We start from the raw sequence: 16093 nt of genomic DNA, 5'->3' as shown, positions 1-16093 counted from the left end.
AGGTTTCGCCAGAAACTACCGACGGCTTCCGTTCATCGATCGTTCACTTCGAAATGGCTCGCCCGCGCGTCAAAAGAGTCGTACGGGCTGAAAGATCGAGCCTGTGAACGAGGGGGTTGGCCGGTGAAACGCCGTCTGTCGATCGGTCTGGCCGTGGTGCTGCTGCTGGCCGTGGCCGCGGTGATCGTCTGGGGCCGGGACGGTGACGAGAACACCGCGCAGGGCACGGATCTGACCACGGTGCGAGGGGTCATCGGTTCGGAGAAGCTCGCCTTCTTCTCCGACAAACGGGTGGCGGACGCGTTCGCGAAGCACGGGCTGAAGGTCGAGGTCGACAGCGCGGGCTCGCGGCAGATCGCGAGCATGGACCTCGGGAAGTACGAGTTCGCGTTCCCGTCCTCTTCGCCCGCCGCGCAGCGGATCCAGCGCGATCACCAGGTGACCGGCGTGCACACGCCGTTCCAGTCGCCGATGGCGGTCGCGACCTTCGAGCCGATCGTGAACCTCCTGAGCGCCAACGGGATCGTGCGCAAGGGCGCAGGTGAGTATCAGGTGCTCGACATCGCGAAGTACCTGGAAGCCGCCCAGAAGGGCACGCGCTGGGACCAGCTTCCCGGCAACACCGCGTTCCCCGCTCGCAAGAACGTGCTGGTCACGACCACGGACCCGCGCGAATCGAACTCGGCGGCGATGTACCTGTCGATCGTTTCCTTCGTCGCCAACGGGAACAACGTCGTCAGCACGCCGGAGGCCGAGGCGAAGGTGCTGCCCGCGGTGTCGAAGCTGTTCATCGACCAGGGATACACGCAGAACAGCACCGAAGGCCCGTTCGAGGACTACCTCGCGGCGGGGATGGGCAAGACCCCGATGGCGCTGATCTACGAGTCGCAGTTCGTCGACCGGCTGGTGCGCGCCGACGGGTCGATCCGGCCGGACATGCGGCTGCTCTACACCGCGCCGACGGTGTACTCCAAGCACACGCTCGTGCCGCTGAAACCGAACGGCGACCAGGTCGGCAGGCTGCTCGCGACCGACCCGGAGCTGGGGAAACTCGCCGCGACGTTCGGTTTCCGTACCGGGGATCCGCGGTTGTTCGCCGACGTCGTCGCCGCGGCCAAGGCGCCGGTGCCCTCGGACCTGGTGGACGCAGTCGAGCCGCCGTCGTACGAAACGCTGGAGCGTCTGCTCGACGCGGTGAAGAAGCAGTACTGATGGACGATTTCACGCTCACTCCACCCGAACCGGTGGAGGCGATCCCGGCCGAGCGGGCGGCCGGCCTGGTCACTCTCGCGCCGGAAGTCCACGCCGAAGTCACGAAGCGCGCGGAGGGGTTCGCCCGGCGTCTCGAAGCACTCGACGTCCGGTCGCCCGACTTCACACGCGTCCTGGACGAACTGCTCGCGGTCGGCGAGTCCGACATGCGCGCGGCGGCGACCGTCGCCGGTGCGCTGCTGGACCGGTCGACGCGGGCGCTCACGGAAATCGGGTCGCCACAACACCAGGCGACGGTGAGCCTGGCCGGGCTCCGGCGGGCCGTGGCGGAGATCGATCCGGCGAAACTGCCGATCACCGGCCGCAAGCTGATGGGGCTGATCCCGGTCGCGGGCAGCGTGAAGAAGGCTCTGGACCGCTATCGCGCGGCGAACGAGCCGGTGAACGCGCTCGTACTGGACCTGCGGGCGCGACAAGACCATCTGCGACGGGACAACGCCGCGCTCAAGGGTGAACGAGAACGTCTGTGGGCGACGCTCGGCAAGCTGTCGGAAGCGGCGGCGTTCGCCGAAGCCGTCGACACGGCCGTCGACCGTCAAGCCGGGATCTTCGACTTCACCGACCCTGCGCGGGCCAAGGCCTTGCGGGCTGACGCGGTGCATCCGATCCGGCAGCGGCACCAGGATCTGCTGACCCAGCTCGCCGTCAGTGCGCAGGGCTATCTCGCGCTGGATCTGGTGCGGCGCAACAACGACGAGCTGATCCGCGGGATCGAGCGGGCGGTGTCGACCACGGTCGCGGCGCTGCGGGTCGCGCTGGTGGTGAACGGGGCGCTCGCCGGGCAACGCGACGTCCTCGACGAGATCCAGGCCGTGCAAGCCACGACCGACGGGTTGATCAGGGCCAACGCGGAAATGCTGGAACTGCGCAGCGCCGAGATCCAGCGCGCGGGCAGCGATCCGGCGGTGGCGGTGGCGACGATCCGCGAGTCGTTCGAGCGGATCTACCGGAGCATCGACGCGATCGACGAGTTCAAGGCGGGGGCCGTCTCGACGATGGCGGCGACCGTGGAGGCGCTGTCCGGGGAGATCCGGCGGGCCGAAGACCATCTGCGCCGGTCTCACGAGACGGCGGCGGCCGAGGGGGCATCGTGAAACGCTGGGCTGTGCTCACGGTGGCGGCGATCTGCGCGCTGTCACTGGTTTCCTGCGATTCGAGCGAAGGCGGGACGGGGCTGGGGGAGGCCGAGGCAGGCACCCTGCGGGTGCTCGCGGGCAGCGAATTGGCCGATCTGCAGCCGCTGCTGGAACAGGAGGCGGCGGCGACCGGCGTCAAGGTCAAGTTCCAGTTCACCGGGACGTTGGAAGGCACCGAGTCGCTGGCGAACGGCAAGGTGGACGGTCAGTACGACGCCGTCTGGTTCTCGTCGAACCGCTATCCGGCGGCGGTTCCGGAGGCCGCCAAACGGTTGGGCGAGCAGGTGAAGATCATGAGCTCGCCGGTGGTGCTCGGCCTGTCCGCGTCGGCGGCGCAACGGCTTGGCTGGACCGGACGGCCGGTGGGCTGGGGCGAGGTCGCCGAACAGGCCGGGAAGAAGGCCTTCACCTACGGCATGACCGACCCGTCCGCATCGAACTCCGGGTTCTCGGCGCTCGTCGGGGTGGCGTCGGCGCTCGCGGGGGCGGGCAACGCGATCGATGCCCAACAGATCGCTTCCGTCACGCCGAAACTGACGGAGTTCTTCAGCGCGCAGGCGATGTCCGCGGGCTCGTCGGGCTGGCTTTCCGAGGCCTACCAACGACGGGCGAGCGGCCAGGATCCCGGCAAGAAGGTCGACGGCCTGATCAACTACGAGTCCGTCCTGCTGTCGATGAACGCGAGCGGGAAACTCCCCGAACCGCTGACGCTGGTGTATCCCTCCGACGGTGTCGTCACCGCCGACTATCCGCTGACTTTGTTGCAGAGCGCGAATTCCGACGCGCGGGACGCTCACCGCAAGCTCGCCGAACGGCTGCGGACGCCGGACACCCAGCGCAAGATCATGGAGACCACGCAACGCCGTCCGGTCGTGCCGGGAGTCCAGCTGGGGCAGCAGTTCGCGCGAAAGGATCTCGTCGAGCTACCGTTCCCCGCGACGCAGCAAGCGGTCGACGCGTTGCTGGGCGCCTACTTCGACAAGATCCGGCGGCCGTCGCGGACGCTGTACGTGCTCGACACCTCCGGTTCCATGTCGGGCGACCGGATCGAGTCGCTGCGCGCCGCACTGATCGGGCTGACCGGCGCCGACGGTTCCCTGACCGGGCGGTACCGCCGGTTCCGCAGCCGTGAGGAGGTCACGATGCTGCCGTTCGACACCGTGCCAGGCAGTCCGGAGACGTTCACGGTCCCGGAAGGCGATCCACAACCCGCGTTGGACAAGATCAAGCGTTTCGCCGAAGGCCTCGACGCGAACGGTGGCACGGCGATCTACGACAGCCTTCAGCGCGCGTACGACATCATGGGACCTTTGGTCGCGCGGGACCCCGATCGCTTCAACTCGATCGTGCTGATGACCGACGGGCAGAACGCGAACGGCGCCAAGTTCTCGGACTTCCAGCTGAGGTTCCCGTCGTTGCCGGAGGCGATGCGACAGATCCCGGTGTTCACCGTGATCTTCGGCGAAGGCGACTCCGCCGAACTCGGCGAGGTCGCGAAACGCACCGGTGGCAACGTGTTCGACGCGCGAGGCGACGTGCTGCCCAAGGTGTTCCAGGAAATCCGCGGATACCAGTGATCGGGTACCTCGGCTCCACGAAGAACCTCGCCGGTTGTGTCGGCGGGCTGATCGGGCTGGCCCTGTACCTGACCGGCGTCGTCGGCGGGTTGTGGCCGCTGGTCGTCGCGGGGCTGTACGCGGTGTTCGCCCTGCTCGCGCCGCCCGAGAGGGTCCGGCTCGTCTCGGTGGACGCCGTCGCCGAGGCCGGACAGCTGCGGGCGGACCTCGAATCGCTGGTGGGCAAAGTGACCGAACGGGCGCAGCGGATGCCCGAGTCCTCTGTGGACGGTGTGCGGCGGATCGCCGAGGTGCTCGAAGATCTCCTTTCGCGGCCGGAGCGGTGGGCGGCGAACCCGGACGTCCAGCACGCCGTCACCCGGTTGGCGCGAACGGATCTGCCGCTTTCGGTGGAGACCTACCTGAATCTGCCCTGGTGGTTCGCGGCCAAACGGCCGGCCGACGAACTCCTCGCGCAGCTGGAACTGCTGGAGACCGAAGCGCACCGGATAGCGGAACGCTTCTACGCCGGCGACGTCCATCAGCAGGCCGATCACACGCGCTATCTGCGCGAGCGCGGCGAATCGGCCTAGGGTCCCGTTCAGTGGTAAGCGAAAAACAGTCTGCCGGTCGTTCTGCATGGGCAAGCCGGTTTCCCCGTGGTGGACTCGTGACGCCGATCCGATCATGGTCGGTATTCCGTCTTCCCCAGGGAGTTCAGACGTGCACAAGTACAGACTCGGGGCGGCCTTCCTGGCCGCTGTGGCGATGTGTCTCGCCGTCGTCGTCCCGGCGAACGCCGCGGAACGTGACGAGCACTGCGTCGCCGACACGATCACCGGAGCTTTCCGGTGCTTCGACAGCGTGGGCGAGTCCCTCGCCGCGGCGTCGGCGGGCGAGGTCGGCGCGTCCGCGACAGTGATCAGCGTGCTCTACGAACACGCGAACTTCGGCGGCGCGAGTGTCGCCGTCACCGGATCGCCGTGCGTCGAGGGGACGAACCAGACCATCGGCTTCCTCGGCTCGATGAACGACAAGGTCTCCTCGTTCAAGACCTTCTACAACTGCTACATCACGATGTACGAGCACGCCGAATACCAGGGCGCCACCCAGGAGTGGTACGCCAATGACAGCGCCAACTACGGGTCGAACATGAACGACCTCGGCAGCTCCGTCGTGTACTCGCGTGGGCCGTCCCGCGCCGAATTGCTCAAGGACTGCGGCCGCGCCACCAAGACCTGCAACGCCCACGTCGACCAGCGCGGCCAGGACTTCTACGGCGAGTGGAACCGGGTGGACACGGTCTTCAACTGCAGTGCCAACAAGATCACCCAGGTGATCGGCAAGCGGGACACCCGCAGCGGGAAGAACACGGTGTCGAACGAGCTCAGCGTGAGCGCGGGCTTCGAGTTCCTCGTCCAGTGGACGGTGGCCTACAAGCGCACGTGGGGCCAGGAGTGGGGCTGGGAGACCAGCGAGAACGTCGAGACCCGGATCGAGGTGAATCCGGGCTACTGGGCGGGTCTGGACCGCTCTCCGGTGATGCGCGTGGGCTACGGCTCGTACGACATGTGGTACGACAAGCGCCGATGGGGTCACCACCAGTGGTACGTCTGGAACTTCAGCGGTGAGGGCCCCGCGCCCGGTGTCGTGGGCCAGACCAGGACTGTCGGCAAGAAGATGACGTCGGCCGAGAAGAAGAAGGCGTGCGGCACGAAGACCGGTCTCGTGCGGTCGTCCGCCCTCGCGGAGGCGGATACCGCCGCCGCGTCCGTCGCGAAGCCCGCCGCGCCCGCGCTGCGTGTCGCGCAGGGCGCGTTGCACAGCTGATCCGATGATGGCCCTCGTCACCGTGGCGAGGGCCATCGCCGGTCACCGTCCGCCGAGCCTCGGCAGGGTCAACGTGGTCACGGCCGTCGTCACCCAGCCCAGCAGGTCGCCGAGCGGGATGGTGGACAGCTTCTCCGGCCATTCCTCGGCCAGCGCGTGCAGGACCAGGTGACCGTCGTGCGCCTCGACCGCGGTGAGCCGGATCCCTTGCGGGAGTTCGGGCAGCGGCAGCACGATCGGCTTCAGCCGGGCCGGCGGGCCGAACCGGCGGCGTCCGATGTGGACGGACATCGGCCGGAGGACGACGGCGTCGTGCTCCACAGTGGACTCCAGGGCGAGATGTCCCCAGCGGGGCCGCTTTTCCCAGCGGATGTGGAAATGCCCGTCGTCGCCGGGGGTCACGATGATGCCCGGCCGGACCTCGGCCACGCGCGCCTGGAGGACTTCCGGCGATACCCGGATCGCCATCTTCACCTGTTCGGGGATGGCGGCAGGGGAGGGGAGTGAGCGAAGGCGCACGTTCGACGCCAGGACGGTGATGCGTTCGAGCGGGGTTTCCGGCCAGTCGACGTCCTCGACGACGATGCGGACGTCGCCGACCCGGCCGGTGGCGGCCAGGCTGAGGCTGTCGGTCCGGTAGTCGAGGTCGGTCAGGGTGAGGCCGACGTCGTGCCCGTCCACCTTGGCCGTCAGTCTGCGCCCGACCAGCTGCTCGGTCACGGTCTTCAGGATCGCGGCCGGGGTCACGGGCACGTTCGGCAACAGCGCCCGCCCGGCGGCGGCCAGGCCGAACAGCTCGGGAAGCGGGTTCAGGTCGAACCATCTGCCGTCGCTCATCCGTCCAGTGTCGCCGAACGGGACGCCGATCGCCGCCGCAGGGGGTCAGCGGGCCGCGAAACGGGCGATGACGCCCGCCAGGATCACCCAGAACGCCGCGGCCAGACCGTAGTCGAGGATGACCGCGAGATTCGGGTCACTCACCGGGAAGAGACCCGGCCAGAACAACGCCAGCGGCCTGGCCAGCGCCTGGATGAAGATGAAGAAACCGTTGCCCGCGTTGGCACCCGCGAGCACCATCACCATGTACAGCAGCTCGATGAAAGCGAACAGCGCGCCGATGCCGGTGATGACGCGCACGGCGGTGTTGCTCCTACTGGTGGTTCGCCATCTGGACATGACGGAAAAGTTCCCGCACTCCGGCGTGACAAACGCGTCAAGGGCCAAGTTGCGCCGATCGGCCGTACCTCGCTTACTACCCGGAGACGGACCGTGACGCACTGGTTGATTGATGGTATCGATTATCATTGCCGATATGACGACTGGGGACTGGAGTGACGGCTGGGATCGCCTCATGGCGCGGTATCAGCCAGGACGTGAGCAGGCGATCGAGCGGATGATCGACCTGATCGCGGCGCGCTGCGACGGGCGGGCGCCGAGGGTGCTGGACGTGGGTGGCGGTACGGGCACTCTCTGTTCCCGTCTGCTTGCGCGTTTCCCGGAGGCGGAGGTCACGCTGGTCGATCTCGACCCGGTGATGCTGGCGATCGCCTGCGCGTCGCTGCCGTCTTCGGTGGAGGTGGTCCGGGCCGATCTGCGTGATCCGGGCTGGGCCGCCTTGTTGCCGTACGGCGGCTACGACGCCGTTCTGGCGATCATGGCGTTGCACTACCTGCCACCGGACCGCCTGACGGCGTTGTACGCCGAACTCGCCGGGCTGGTGCGGGCGGGCGGTTTCGTGGCGAATGTGGACGACATGCCGGAAGGGGAAGCCGTGGCGTCCGCGAGCGATGACGGCTCTTGGGGCGCCTGGTGGGCTCAGGTCGCGGCGGATCCCGTGCTGGGACCGGCCGTGGTGGAACGGGCTCGGCTGTTCGGCGATTCGTCCTCGGCGGAATGGCATCCGCCCGCCGAGTGGCATCTGCGGGCTTTGAAGGCCGGGCTGGTCGACGAGGCCGCCGTGGCGTGGCGGAACGGCGACCAGGCGGCTGTGGTGGCCTTTAGACCTCGCTGAGAGGTGGATCGTCGAGCGGGGTGCCTCGCCATTGCCACCCGGCGCGCGATGGCCGTCCCCGTAGCTCCGTCCGGTCCGTCGCCCACAGCAACGCCGTCCAGGGATCGACGCCGGTGACGTCGACATCCGGGAACATCCGGGCGAGCACTCGCGAGCAGACGTCGCGCGGCGGATCGAGGGTGACTTCGAGTCCCCTGGCCATGTCCTCGCCGTGGACCAGGACTTCGACGCAGCCCATCCCGGCGAAACCTTCGAGGTCGGCGTGGCCGCTCGGGTGGTACGCGCGGACGTCCGGGGCCACCGTGCGGAGCGTGGCACCCAGGATGCCGCCGGCGACCGTGACGAACTCCAGCATCTCCGATGGAGTCGCGGCCTGGTCGGCGACGGATTCAAAGCAGACGAAACGCGGTGTCGACGGCCGCGCGATCAGCAGGCCCGCATAGGAGATCAGGCAGTCGCCGAGGTGTTCGGCCGTGCGCCAGGCGTTCAGGTCGCCGGTGCCCGACGCCGCCGACCAGTCACGGCCCGACGCCTGGCGTAGTTCACCGACCACACTCGTGATCGCGGCGTCGAGGTCGCCGGGGGTGACTGTCATCGTGGCATCAGCTCAGCGACCTCAACTCAGCGACCTCAACTCAACGGTGTCGGAAACGCGACCGGACCGCGGTGGCCGTTCTTCCCGACCGCGCGGACACCGAAGAACACGTTGTCCTTCGACAGATCCACTTTAGCCTCGGTCGTGTCGCCGACCCTGACGACGTGCGTCCAGTCGGGCGCCGTCGTCTCCCGCCAGACGACCTCGTAGCCGGCGAGGTCCGGGTCCGTTCCGCGCCGCCACACCAGATCCGTCTCGTTCGTCAGCCGGTTCGTCCGGATCCGGACGTCTTCGGGGGTACCGGGCGCGGTCGCCAGCGACCACATCGTCGCGGCGTTCACCCGCGCGACCCTGGCGATGAACGCGAAGTCGCAGAACTCGGGCAGATCGCCGAACCGCTTGCCGTTCTCCACCCGGACGTCCTGGTGCTGATGGGCGTAGTCCTCGTGCGGTTCGGTGAACCGCGCGGCGGGATACCCCTGCTCCAGGAACGGGATGTGGTCGCCGCCGCGGAGGTAGCGGTCGCGCCGGTGGATCACCCGTACGGTCATGCCGGTCGCTTCGTTGTCCGCGACCGAGCGTACGAACCGCGCCAGCTGACGGGAGGGCGAATCGTTCTCCCCGCCGACCGCGCGCCGGATGTCGGCCTGTGCCGGGGTTTCCGACGTCGGCACGCCCTCGGCGAACAACCGGATCGTCCGCGGGTCCCGCGTTCCGTCGTCCGCCCGGCTCGAACCGACGATGTCGTTGGTGAACATCGCTTGCACGTTCGTTCCGGCCGTCTTGAACAGCGTGGCCATGTGCCGTGCGCCGAACAGGCCCTGTTCCTCACCGGCGACCGCGGCGAACACGATGGTCGCGGTCGGACGGCGAGTGGCGAGCACCCGGGCGAGCTCCATCGCGACGGCCACTCCGGAGGCGTCGTCGTCGGCGCCCGGCGCGTCCTTCGTCGCGTCGAGTGGATCCGAACACCGCGAGTCGTAGTGACCGGACACGACGTAGACCCGTTCCGGGGTGGTGGAGCCGCGCAAGGTGGCGACGACGTTGGTGATGGTGGTCGCGACCGGGATCCGCGGTGGAGCGGGCTGCTGGAGGTACGACTGTGCCTCGACCGTCATCCGGCCGCCCGATCGCTCCGCGGATTTCGTCATCTCCGCGAGGATCCAGTCGCGGGCGGCGCCGATTCCCCGGACAGGGTCGGTCTGCGAGGACAACGTGTGGCGGGTTCCGAAGGCCGCGAGTCTGCGTACGGTGGCTTCGATGCGGTGTTCGTCTATCTCCCGGAGGATCGCTCGGAGTTCCGCGTCCGGTCGTTGCGGGGTGAGGCGTTCGCCGGATTCTTCGGCGCGGGCGCTCGGTGCGAGAGTTGCGGATGACAGGGCGGCCGCCGAGAGTGCGGCCGACGTGGACAGGAAAACTCGTCTGGACCTTTCCTCAGCCATTCTCTTGTTCCTACGCGTTCCGTGATCGGACGTCTACCCGCGAAAAGGATGAGCGCGGTGGGTGGTGGATCGGGGAAGATCGCCGAGTGATCTTCGGAAGAAGCAAGACCGTGGCCGAGGCACTCCAGGAAACCTTGGAGAGCAGGGGACAGCGCGTCGGCGTACTCATCGATGCGCTCATGCGCGTCGACGGTTCCGGCGACGCCTCCGAAATCAAGGCCGCCTTCGAGACGATCACCGAGACACCGGCGCTCGTCGCGACTCTCGATGTGTACTGCCGGTCTCAGCGGGCCTTGGCCGACGTCGGTCTTCGACTCACGGGGCGTGGGGCCGGGCCGTTGACGACGGCGATCGCCGCTTCACACGGCAACGGTCGAGTCCGCGAGGTGGCGGTCACGAAGATGCTGGCGAGCCCGCGCCCGGAGATGCTTCCGTTCCTGCTGGTACGCATGACGGATTGGGCGTCTCCGGTCCGCGACGCCGCCCGCATGGGTGTCGTCCGGCTGTTGCACGACAAGCCATCGACGTACCTCCGGCCCGCCGCCGAAACGATGCTTCACCTGCGGCGCCGTCGTCGCGGGGGCTTCGGCGTCCAGCAGTTGTACGCGGCTGCTCACGACGCCCCCGTGGCGGTGCTCGAGCAGCTGATGTGCTCGGCGACCTCCGCTGTGCCGAGGTTCGCGTTCGAGGTCAGAACCCGGCGTGGCGATCTCAAACTCGACGAGATGGTTCGGCTTGCCCAGACGAATTCCGACAAGGGTCTTCGCGCCCGAGCCGGTGAGGCCGCCGCCCGCGAGGCCGTGTGGACCGGTCGCGTGGACGTCCTGCGCAAGCTGGCCGCCTGCCGGCACGGCGAGGTACGGATCAGCGCGCTGACCGGACTCGCTCGCCTCGGCCACTGGAACGAAATCGCCGGTCTGCTGGACGACCGTTCCTCGCTGATCCGTGCGCTCGCGCGGGATGCTGCCCGGCGTACGGGCATCGACGCCGTCGACTGGTACCGGTCGGCCGTTTCCGCTGCGAACCCGTCTTTGGGCACCATCGCGGGACTTGCCGAGGCGGGGCGGCAAGAGGACGGGCAGCTGCTGCATCCGTTGCTGAGCCACCCTGCGGCCAGAGTGCGAGCTCAAGCCGTTGGGGCCCTTCGGATTCTGAACGCCGTTCCGGTCGATTCGGTGAGGCCGATGGTCGAGGATCCTTCCCGTCGGGTTGTCAGGGCGGTCTTGAAGGCTTTGGGGACACCGGCTCAGGTCTGAGTTTCATCGTCCTCGGGACCTGTGCGTGGTTCGTGGAACGGCTCTGGCGCTGACTCGTAGGTATGGCCGCTCGGCGTGGTGATGATCATGCCGCCGTCGCCGGTGGGTACGGCCGACCACCCGGGTTCCTCTTTGAGCAGGTTGTGGTTCTTGCAGTGGATATGGCAGTTGTGGTGATTGGTCTTTCCGTTGCGAGCCCGCGCGATGATGTGGTCGATCTCGGAGGCCTCGGCCGGAAGGTGGCAGCCTGGTTGGGTGCACTCGCGATCCCTCGCCTTGATCAAGCGGGCCAAGGACGCCGGTGACCGATACTTGTCGCCGCCCGCCTCGAGCAGTTGGCCCGTGGCGGAGTCGGTGATCAGCCGAGACCAGGTGGACCCGGGGTCGGAGGCGATTTCGCGGACCAGCCAGTCGGGGATGGGTCCGTACCCGGCCAGTGTCGCGGGATCGTCGCGCGCGCCGACGAGTGTCAAGAAGTCGACATAGACATGGATGTGGGCTCGCGGCTTGCCCCGGCCGTTCTCGGCCAGCAGTCGTTCGGCGAAGATGTCGGCGCGATGCTGGTCGAGCGTCCGGGATTTGTCCTTGTTCCGCCGGGAGCGCGCGGCACGGCTCATCGAGGCGTAGATGGAACTGGCGACTTCCGTGGGAAGGTGGCCGGAGAGTGTGGACATGGTCTCGTCGTCGTGTTCCAGCGAGATATGCCGCAACGCGCGTTTCTTGGCCGCTCGTTCGCGGTAGCCGTCGGGATCGAATTTCTGCACGGCATGTCTCACCGAACCCCGGATCGCTCCGGGATCACGGTCGGCGAGACGTTTGGTCAGCCAGGCGTCGACCTGTGCCGCGACTTCGTCCGACACCTCTCTGGTCAGCTGCATGACCTTGGAAGCCTTGTACAGGTCGATATCGCCACGCTCCAACGCCGCCAGCGTGTTCGGCAGGCGGGCGACGAGGGCGCAGGAAGTCTCGACGAGCAGGAAAGCGTGATTGCGGGTGACCGAGAAGCGCAAGGCGACCTCCTCGGTCACGGATCTTCGTGATCCGCCGCGAGCGGCGAAATCGGCTAACGCTCGTACCTGACGTCCCTGCGTCCGCCGAAGCGAAAGCTCTTCGTCGAACGCGGCGTCAAGAAAGCGAGCGGCTTTCGGGTTATAAGCGAGAGTTGTGGTCATGCCCATGATCATACTCGAACTGACGTTCGAATGGCGGCGAGGGCGTGATCGAATTTACGCGGAGAGTGAACGGGCCAGTCATGGCTCTTCGTTCAGGCTGGGACACGAGCGTCGCCGCGGCTGATTGAATGGGAGGGTGAGCGACTACCCGAGGCTGCTGGAAGACCGAGAAGTGTCGGTGGCGCGTGCCGGTGAAGGGCGACGAGCGCGGCTGCGGGGCTGGCTGGACGGTTACGACGGGCCAAGGCCGCTCTATCGGATCGAGCTGTTCCTCGATGGTGACCGGTTTACGGCCACCGCCGAGGACATGTTCGAGTCGCTCGTCCGGCTGCGTCGTCAGCTGGAACCCGGGGGCTGGGCGATCGCCGTTCAAGGCGCCCGCCGCGACACCTACCCGAGCGGCATGTGCAGGGACATGGGCGGCGGTATGCGGATCTACGTGATGCGTACCGGCGAAAAGACCTCGGAAGCGGACCTCGTCGATACGCTGGCCGATGCGGATCTCGACCAGATCGTGAGTGTCGCGGAACAGGAGGCCCGGCACGCCGAATGGTGGGAAGCGGCCACGGGCCGCCGGCTCTGAGCGCACGTGAAGGGAACCGTCATGAGCCGGTCGCCAGCGCCTTGACCTCTTGGGCGATCTGCGACAGTTGCTCACCGGGCTCGATCGTCAAGTCACCGGTCGCGGTCCAGCCGTCGTTTCCCCAGTCGGGTTGAAACCTCTGGATGGTGACCCGTAGCTGCACGTGGCCGTACTGGTGGGACGCGTCGATTTTCAGGTCCCTTTCGAGGGACTCCCAGGTTCGGACTCCGTCCCATCCACGCCAGTCGTTCACATGCTGCTGGAAGAACTCCGCGAGATCGGCGAACCCGGTCGCATAGTGGTGCACGACCTGAACTGACGCGGACAAGCCCTGGAGTCGCAGCTCGGCCAGCAAGTACTGTGGCGCACCGTCGTCGGAGCCATCAGCCGTCAGCCGCAGAAAGTCATGGTCGGAGCCAATCCGTGCCTGGATCATGGTCGCAGCATGGCGTTTCGGGCGCGGAGACGGCAACCGGAATTCCCGTATAGCGCAATAAGGCGTGCCGTCATACCGATAGGTTGTAGTCGTGCCGGGCGCTGTCGATTTGGTCAGGTTCTTTCCGACCCGATCCGTGTTCGGAAACGCCACGTCTTCCGGCCCTGGATCAGGTTCTCCTTCAACGCTGGAGCGTGAACACCCGAACGTAAGAAGCCCCATGGTGAATGGCTCGGAAAGGGAGTACAACCGTCTCGTGGCGAATACGCATGACTCACCTCGCGGATCCGGCGAGCCGGACCCGCCGGAGCCGTCAGATCTGCCGCGGCTCCCCGGCGTGAGCCATGCGTTCCTGACGCTCTCTACCGGTCTTCGGATGCACGTCGCCGAGGCCGGCCGACCAGAAGCCCCGACGGTCCTGCTCTTGCACGGCTTCCCGCAGCATTGGTGGGAGTGGCGCAAGGTCATCCTTCCGCTCGCCGAGCACTACCGGGTGATCGCGCCGGACCTGCGCGGCGCGGGCTGGACGGACGCCCCGGCTCAGGGGTACTCCGTGAAGGAAGTCCTCGCCGACGTGCTCGCGTTGCTGGACCGGCTCGGCCGGCGCCGGGTCGGCCTCGTCGCGCATGACTTCAGTGCCTTCGTCGGGTTCCGGCTCTGCTTCGACCACCCGGAACGGATCGCGGCTTTCCTGTGCCTCGGCCCGCACCCCTACCTGCGTTTCAAGCCGTACATGCTGGCCGGTATCCCGCAGTTGTGGTTCCAGCCGGTTGTCGCCACGCCACGCCTGGGGCCGTGGGCCCTGGCCACCGACCGGCTCGCCCGCCACCTGCTGCGCGGTGGGTTTGCCACGGCCGAGTCGATCACCGACGAAGATCTGGCTGTCTTCACCACGCGCCTGCACGAACCGCGGCATCCCGAGGCCGGCTCGGCGCTGTATCGAAACCTCATCCTCCCCGAGATGGGGCGCTTCTCCTCGGGCGTCTACCGCAAGCGGCGGCTCACGGTCCCGACCGTGGCGCTCGTGGGCGGCGCCGATCGAGGGGTCCGGCCAGGGATGCTCGACGTCCACGGTGACCGGGCGGACGACCTGGCCGGCCATGTCGTCGACGGCGCGGGTCATTACCTCGCGGACGATCGGCCCGATGTCGTCACGGCTCATGCGCTGGAACTGTTCGGGCGTGTCCTCTGACCAACGCCGGCGCGCCTCTGCGACGGCGGCACGTGACAGTTCAGTGGGAAGAAGAAACCGGCCGGCGGCGAAGTGATGGTGAAAGCCTACTGCCGACGGGAAGGACCCACATGTCAGAGGCGGACTTATGACAGCGGGGACGGGCCAGCAGGTGACCGACGCCGACCTGGCCGCCCGGTTGCCGCAGGACCCGGAACTGTTCACCGAAGTGCATGATCGCTACTTCGCGGCCATCTATCGGTATGCGGCCGGTCGTCTGGACGCGCAGACCGCGGAGGACATCGCCGCGGAGACGTTCCTCGTCGCGTTCGACCGGCGCGGCACGTTCGACGCCGAACGCGGTGAGGTGCGGGTCTGGCTGTTCGGCATCGCCACGAATCTGGTGGCCAGGCATCGCCGCCGGGAGGCTCGCCACTATCGGGCGCTGGCGCGGGCGAGCGTCGCGCCAGTGGCCGAGGGACACGAGAGCAGGGTGGTCGCGTCGGTGGCCGCCCGGCGGCTGCTTCCTCAACTCGCGAAGGCGCTGTCCCGGCTGTCCGCCGGGGAACGCGACGTGCTCCTGCTCGTGGCGCTCGGCCAGCTCGGGTACGAGGAAGTGGCCGCGGCGCTCGGCATTTCTTCCGGCACGGTCGGTTCCCGGCTCAGCCGCGCACGCAAGAAGCTCAACTCCATCCTCACTCCGGAGGCACTCGATGAATGACCTGCAGACATTGCGCGCCGCGCTGGCCGTGGAGGAGCCGTACCAGGACGTGGTCGACCGCAGCCGTCACCGGCTCCAGAACCGGATCCGCGGCGGCCGGGTCTCCCGGCGGCGGACCGGCCGGCTGATCGCGGGGGCCGGGCTCACTGTGGCCGCTGCCGCTGCCGCTGTGGCGATCGCGGTCATGCCCGCCGCGCCGGTCGACGGTCCCGCGGCGGTGCGAACGATCAGTGGTCAGGAGGTCCTGCTCGTGGCCGCCACCGCCGCTGAGCGATCCCCCGAGGGATCTGGCAGCTACTGGCACGTGAAGGTGACTGTGGCGCACGGCGTTGCCGCTTCGAGTGAGTACGAGTACTGGATCAAGCCGGACGGTCAGTCGTGGATGCGGGGAGCGAAGACAGGTGGCAGGGTCACGCCGCTGAAGGCGCATTCAGCCAGCCCGTTCTCGCTGGTCGCGGTCGATCTGACCCTCGAGCAGTTGCGTACCCTGCCGACGGCCCCGGATGCATTGAAGGCTTGGATCGCCGAGGCCCTGGAACGTAGCGACGCCAGGACGAGCGCGGGCGAGTTCACCGCGAGCGATCGGGAACAGGCAGGCTTCCAGTCGTTGATCTCACTGGTGTCCACACTGCCGGCCACGCCGGAGGTCCGGGCCACGGCCTTCCGCGCGATCGCCGGCTATCCAGGTGTCGAGAACCTCGGCACGGTACCGGGCGGGCTTGGCCTGTCGCTGCCCAACGGCGAGCGGCTCGTCGTCGATCCGGCGACCGGGCGGGTGAACAGGACGTCGGTGTTCGTCACCATGGACGGGGCGGTGGCCAAGGTGGCCGACCCCGCCGGCGCCACGATCAACGCCGAGTGGACCGACACTCTGCCCGCGTAGCAGATCAGTGGTGTTTCAGAGGTCGCTGA

The 16093-nt window shown here is 67.7% G+C and carries 17 protein-coding genes; 11 read left to right on the top strand and 6 right to left on the bottom strand.

From position 1 onward, the window contains the following. Positions 1-123 precede the first annotated feature (123 nt). From AMK34_RS31580 to AMK34_RS31560, 5 genes are all read left to right on the top strand, one after another. Positions 124-1212 carry a hypothetical protein gene (locus AMK34_RS31580; protein ID WP_073847776.1) on the top strand — a complete coding sequence of 363 codons (1089 nt, stop codon included), beginning with the start codon at positions 124-126 and terminating at the stop codon, positions 1210-1212. Beyond that, on the top strand, positions 1212-2366 hold the full coding sequence (locus AMK34_RS31575; protein WP_073847775.1) for a toxic anion resistance protein: 1155 nt from the start codon (positions 1212-1214) through the stop codon (positions 2364-2366). Before AMK34_RS31580 ends, AMK34_RS31575 begins: the two co-directional genes overlap by 1 nt. Further along, positions 2363-3985, top strand: coding sequence for a VWA domain-containing protein (locus AMK34_RS31570; RefSeq protein ID WP_073847774.1), 1623 nt, complete (start codon positions 2363-2365; stop codon positions 3983-3985). Before AMK34_RS31575 ends, AMK34_RS31570 begins: the two co-directional genes overlap by 4 nt. Next, complete coding sequence (locus tag AMK34_RS31565; protein ID WP_073847773.1) at positions 3982-4557, top strand: hypothetical protein; 576 nt, start codon at positions 3982-3984, stop codon at positions 4555-4557. Before AMK34_RS31570 ends, AMK34_RS31565 begins: the two co-directional genes overlap by 4 nt. A gap of 130 nt (positions 4558-4687) precedes the next feature. Further along, the gene (locus AMK34_RS31560; RefSeq protein WP_073847772.1) at positions 4688-5794 is read left to right on the top strand and encodes a peptidase inhibitor family I36 protein; all 1107 of its coding nucleotides are present in this window, start codon (positions 4688-4690) and stop codon (positions 5792-5794) included. A gap of 42 nt (positions 5795-5836) precedes the next feature. Here AMK34_RS31560 and AMK34_RS31555 read toward each other — a convergent pair whose 3' ends face one another. Further along, a complete protein-coding gene (locus tag AMK34_RS31555) occupies positions 5837-6631 on the bottom strand; it encodes an LmeA family phospholipid-binding protein (protein WP_038518057.1) in 795 nt (264 codons plus the stop codon). A gap of 45 nt (positions 6632-6676) precedes the next feature. Beyond that, complete coding sequence (locus AMK34_RS31550; RefSeq protein ID WP_016331969.1) at positions 6677-6931, bottom strand: hypothetical protein; 255 nt, start codon at positions 6929-6931, stop codon at positions 6677-6679. Positions 6932-7106: 175 nt separating this feature from the next. Between AMK34_RS31550 and AMK34_RS31545 the strand changes: the two genes are divergently transcribed. Then, positions 7107-7805 carry a class I SAM-dependent methyltransferase gene (locus tag AMK34_RS31545; protein ID WP_073847771.1) on the top strand — a complete coding sequence of 233 codons (699 nt, stop codon included), beginning with the start codon at positions 7107-7109 and terminating at the stop codon, positions 7803-7805. Here AMK34_RS31545 and AMK34_RS31540 read toward each other — a convergent pair. Together AMK34_RS31540 and AMK34_RS31535 are read right to left on the bottom strand one after the other, a co-directional pair. After that, positions 7792-8400, bottom strand: a complete 609-nt coding sequence (locus AMK34_RS31540; protein ID WP_073847770.1) for a hypothetical protein — start codon at positions 8398-8400, stop codon at positions 7792-7794. The genes AMK34_RS31545 and AMK34_RS31540 overlap by 14 nt on opposite strands. Positions 8401-8435: 35 nt before the next feature. Continuing rightward, positions 8436-9842: a M20/M25/M40 family metallo-hydrolase gene (locus tag AMK34_RS31535; RefSeq protein ID WP_073847769.1), complete on the bottom strand. Its 1407-nt coding sequence runs from the start codon at positions 9840-9842 to the stop codon at positions 8436-8438. Positions 9843-9952: 110 nt separating this feature from the next. Here AMK34_RS31535 and AMK34_RS31530 point away from each other — a divergent pair, with 110 nt between their 5' ends. After that, entirely contained in the window at positions 9953-11098 is a 1146-nt protein-coding gene (locus AMK34_RS31530) for a HEAT repeat domain-containing protein (protein ID WP_143202668.1), read from the top strand. Here the strand turns inward: AMK34_RS31530 and AMK34_RS31525 are convergent. Next, entirely contained in the window at positions 11089-12270 is a 1182-nt protein-coding gene (locus AMK34_RS31525) for an HNH endonuclease signature motif containing protein (protein WP_073848005.1), read from the bottom strand. The two genes, AMK34_RS31530 and AMK34_RS31525, sit on opposite strands and share 10 nt — an antisense overlap. 136 nt (positions 12271-12406) lie before the next feature. Here AMK34_RS31525 and AMK34_RS31520 point away from each other — a divergent pair, with 136 nt between their 5' ends. Further along, positions 12407-12853: a hypothetical protein gene (locus tag AMK34_RS31520; protein ID WP_073847767.1), complete on the top strand. Its 447-nt coding sequence runs from the start codon at positions 12407-12409 to the stop codon at positions 12851-12853. A gap of 19 nt (positions 12854-12872) precedes the next feature. On the opposite strand, the gene AMK34_RS31515 is transcribed toward AMK34_RS31520, so the two are convergent. Further along, entirely contained in the window at positions 12873-13289 is a 417-nt protein-coding gene (locus AMK34_RS31515; protein ID WP_073847766.1) for a DUF6228 family protein, read from the bottom strand. 376 nt (positions 13290-13665) lie between these two features. On the opposite strand from AMK34_RS31515, the gene AMK34_RS31510 reads away from it, so the two are divergent. From AMK34_RS31510 to AMK34_RS31500, 3 genes are all read left to right on the top strand, one after another. After that, positions 13666-14481, top strand: a complete 816-nt coding sequence (locus AMK34_RS31510; protein ID WP_198941788.1) for an alpha/beta fold hydrolase — start codon at positions 13666-13668, stop codon at positions 14479-14481. A gap of 127 nt (positions 14482-14608) precedes the next feature. Next, positions 14609-15181, top strand: coding sequence for an RNA polymerase sigma factor (locus tag AMK34_RS31505; RefSeq protein WP_038518035.1), 573 nt, complete (start codon positions 14609-14611; stop codon positions 15179-15181). Then, on the top strand, positions 15174-16064 hold the full coding sequence (locus AMK34_RS31500) for a CU044_5270 family protein (RefSeq protein WP_073847764.1): 891 nt from the start codon (positions 15174-15176) through the stop codon (positions 16062-16064). The genes AMK34_RS31505 and AMK34_RS31500 overlap by 8 nt, the downstream gene beginning before the upstream one ends. The last annotated feature ends 29 nt before the right edge of the window (positions 16065-16093 follow it).

The organism is Amycolatopsis sp. CB00013, assembly GCF_001905755.1.
Taxonomy (GTDB): Bacteria; Actinomycetota; Actinomycetes; order Mycobacteriales; family Pseudonocardiaceae; genus Amycolatopsis; species Amycolatopsis japonica.
Note: the sequence above shows the minus strand (reverse complement) of the source record. Positions and strands in the feature narration are given on the sequence as shown.

What these genes read in the sequence shown, in the direction of transcription:
- AMK34_RS31575 (WP_073847775.1), top strand. Translation starts at nt 1,212, where the DNA reads ATGGACGATTTCACGCTCACTCCACCCGAACCGGTGGAGGCGATCCCG.
- AMK34_RS31555 (WP_038518057.1), bottom strand. Translation starts at nt 6,631, where the DNA reads ATGAGCGACGGCAGATGGTTCGACCTGAACCCGCTTCCCGAGCTGTTC.
- AMK34_RS31545 (WP_073847771.1), top strand. Translation starts at nt 7,107, where the DNA reads ATGACGACTGGGGACTGGAGTGACGGCTGGGATCGCCTCATGGCGCGG.
- AMK34_RS31540 (WP_073847770.1), bottom strand. Translation starts at nt 8,400, where the DNA reads ATGACAGTCACCCCCGGCGACCTCGACGCCGCGATCACGAGTGTGGTC.
- AMK34_RS31535 (WP_073847769.1), bottom strand. Translation starts at nt 9,842, where the DNA reads ATGGCTGAGGAAAGGTCCAGACGAGTTTTCCTGTCCACGTCGGCCGCA.
- AMK34_RS31525 (WP_073848005.1), bottom strand. Translation starts at nt 12,270, where the DNA reads ATGACCACAACTCTCGCTTATAACCCGAAAGCCGCTCGCTTTCTTGAC.
- AMK34_RS31515 (WP_073847766.1), bottom strand. Translation starts at nt 13,289, where the DNA reads ATGATCCAGGCACGGATTGGCTCCGACCATGACTTTCTGCGGCTGACG.
- AMK34_RS31510 (WP_198941788.1), top strand. Translation starts at nt 13,666, where the DNA reads ATGCACGTCGCCGAGGCCGGCCGACCAGAAGCCCCGACGGTCCTGCTC.
- AMK34_RS31505 (WP_038518035.1), top strand. Translation starts at nt 14,609, where the DNA reads ATGACAGCGGGGACGGGCCAGCAGGTGACCGACGCCGACCTGGCCGCC.
- AMK34_RS31500 (WP_073847764.1), top strand. Translation starts at nt 15,174, where the DNA reads ATGAATGACCTGCAGACATTGCGCGCCGCGCTGGCCGTGGAGGAGCCG.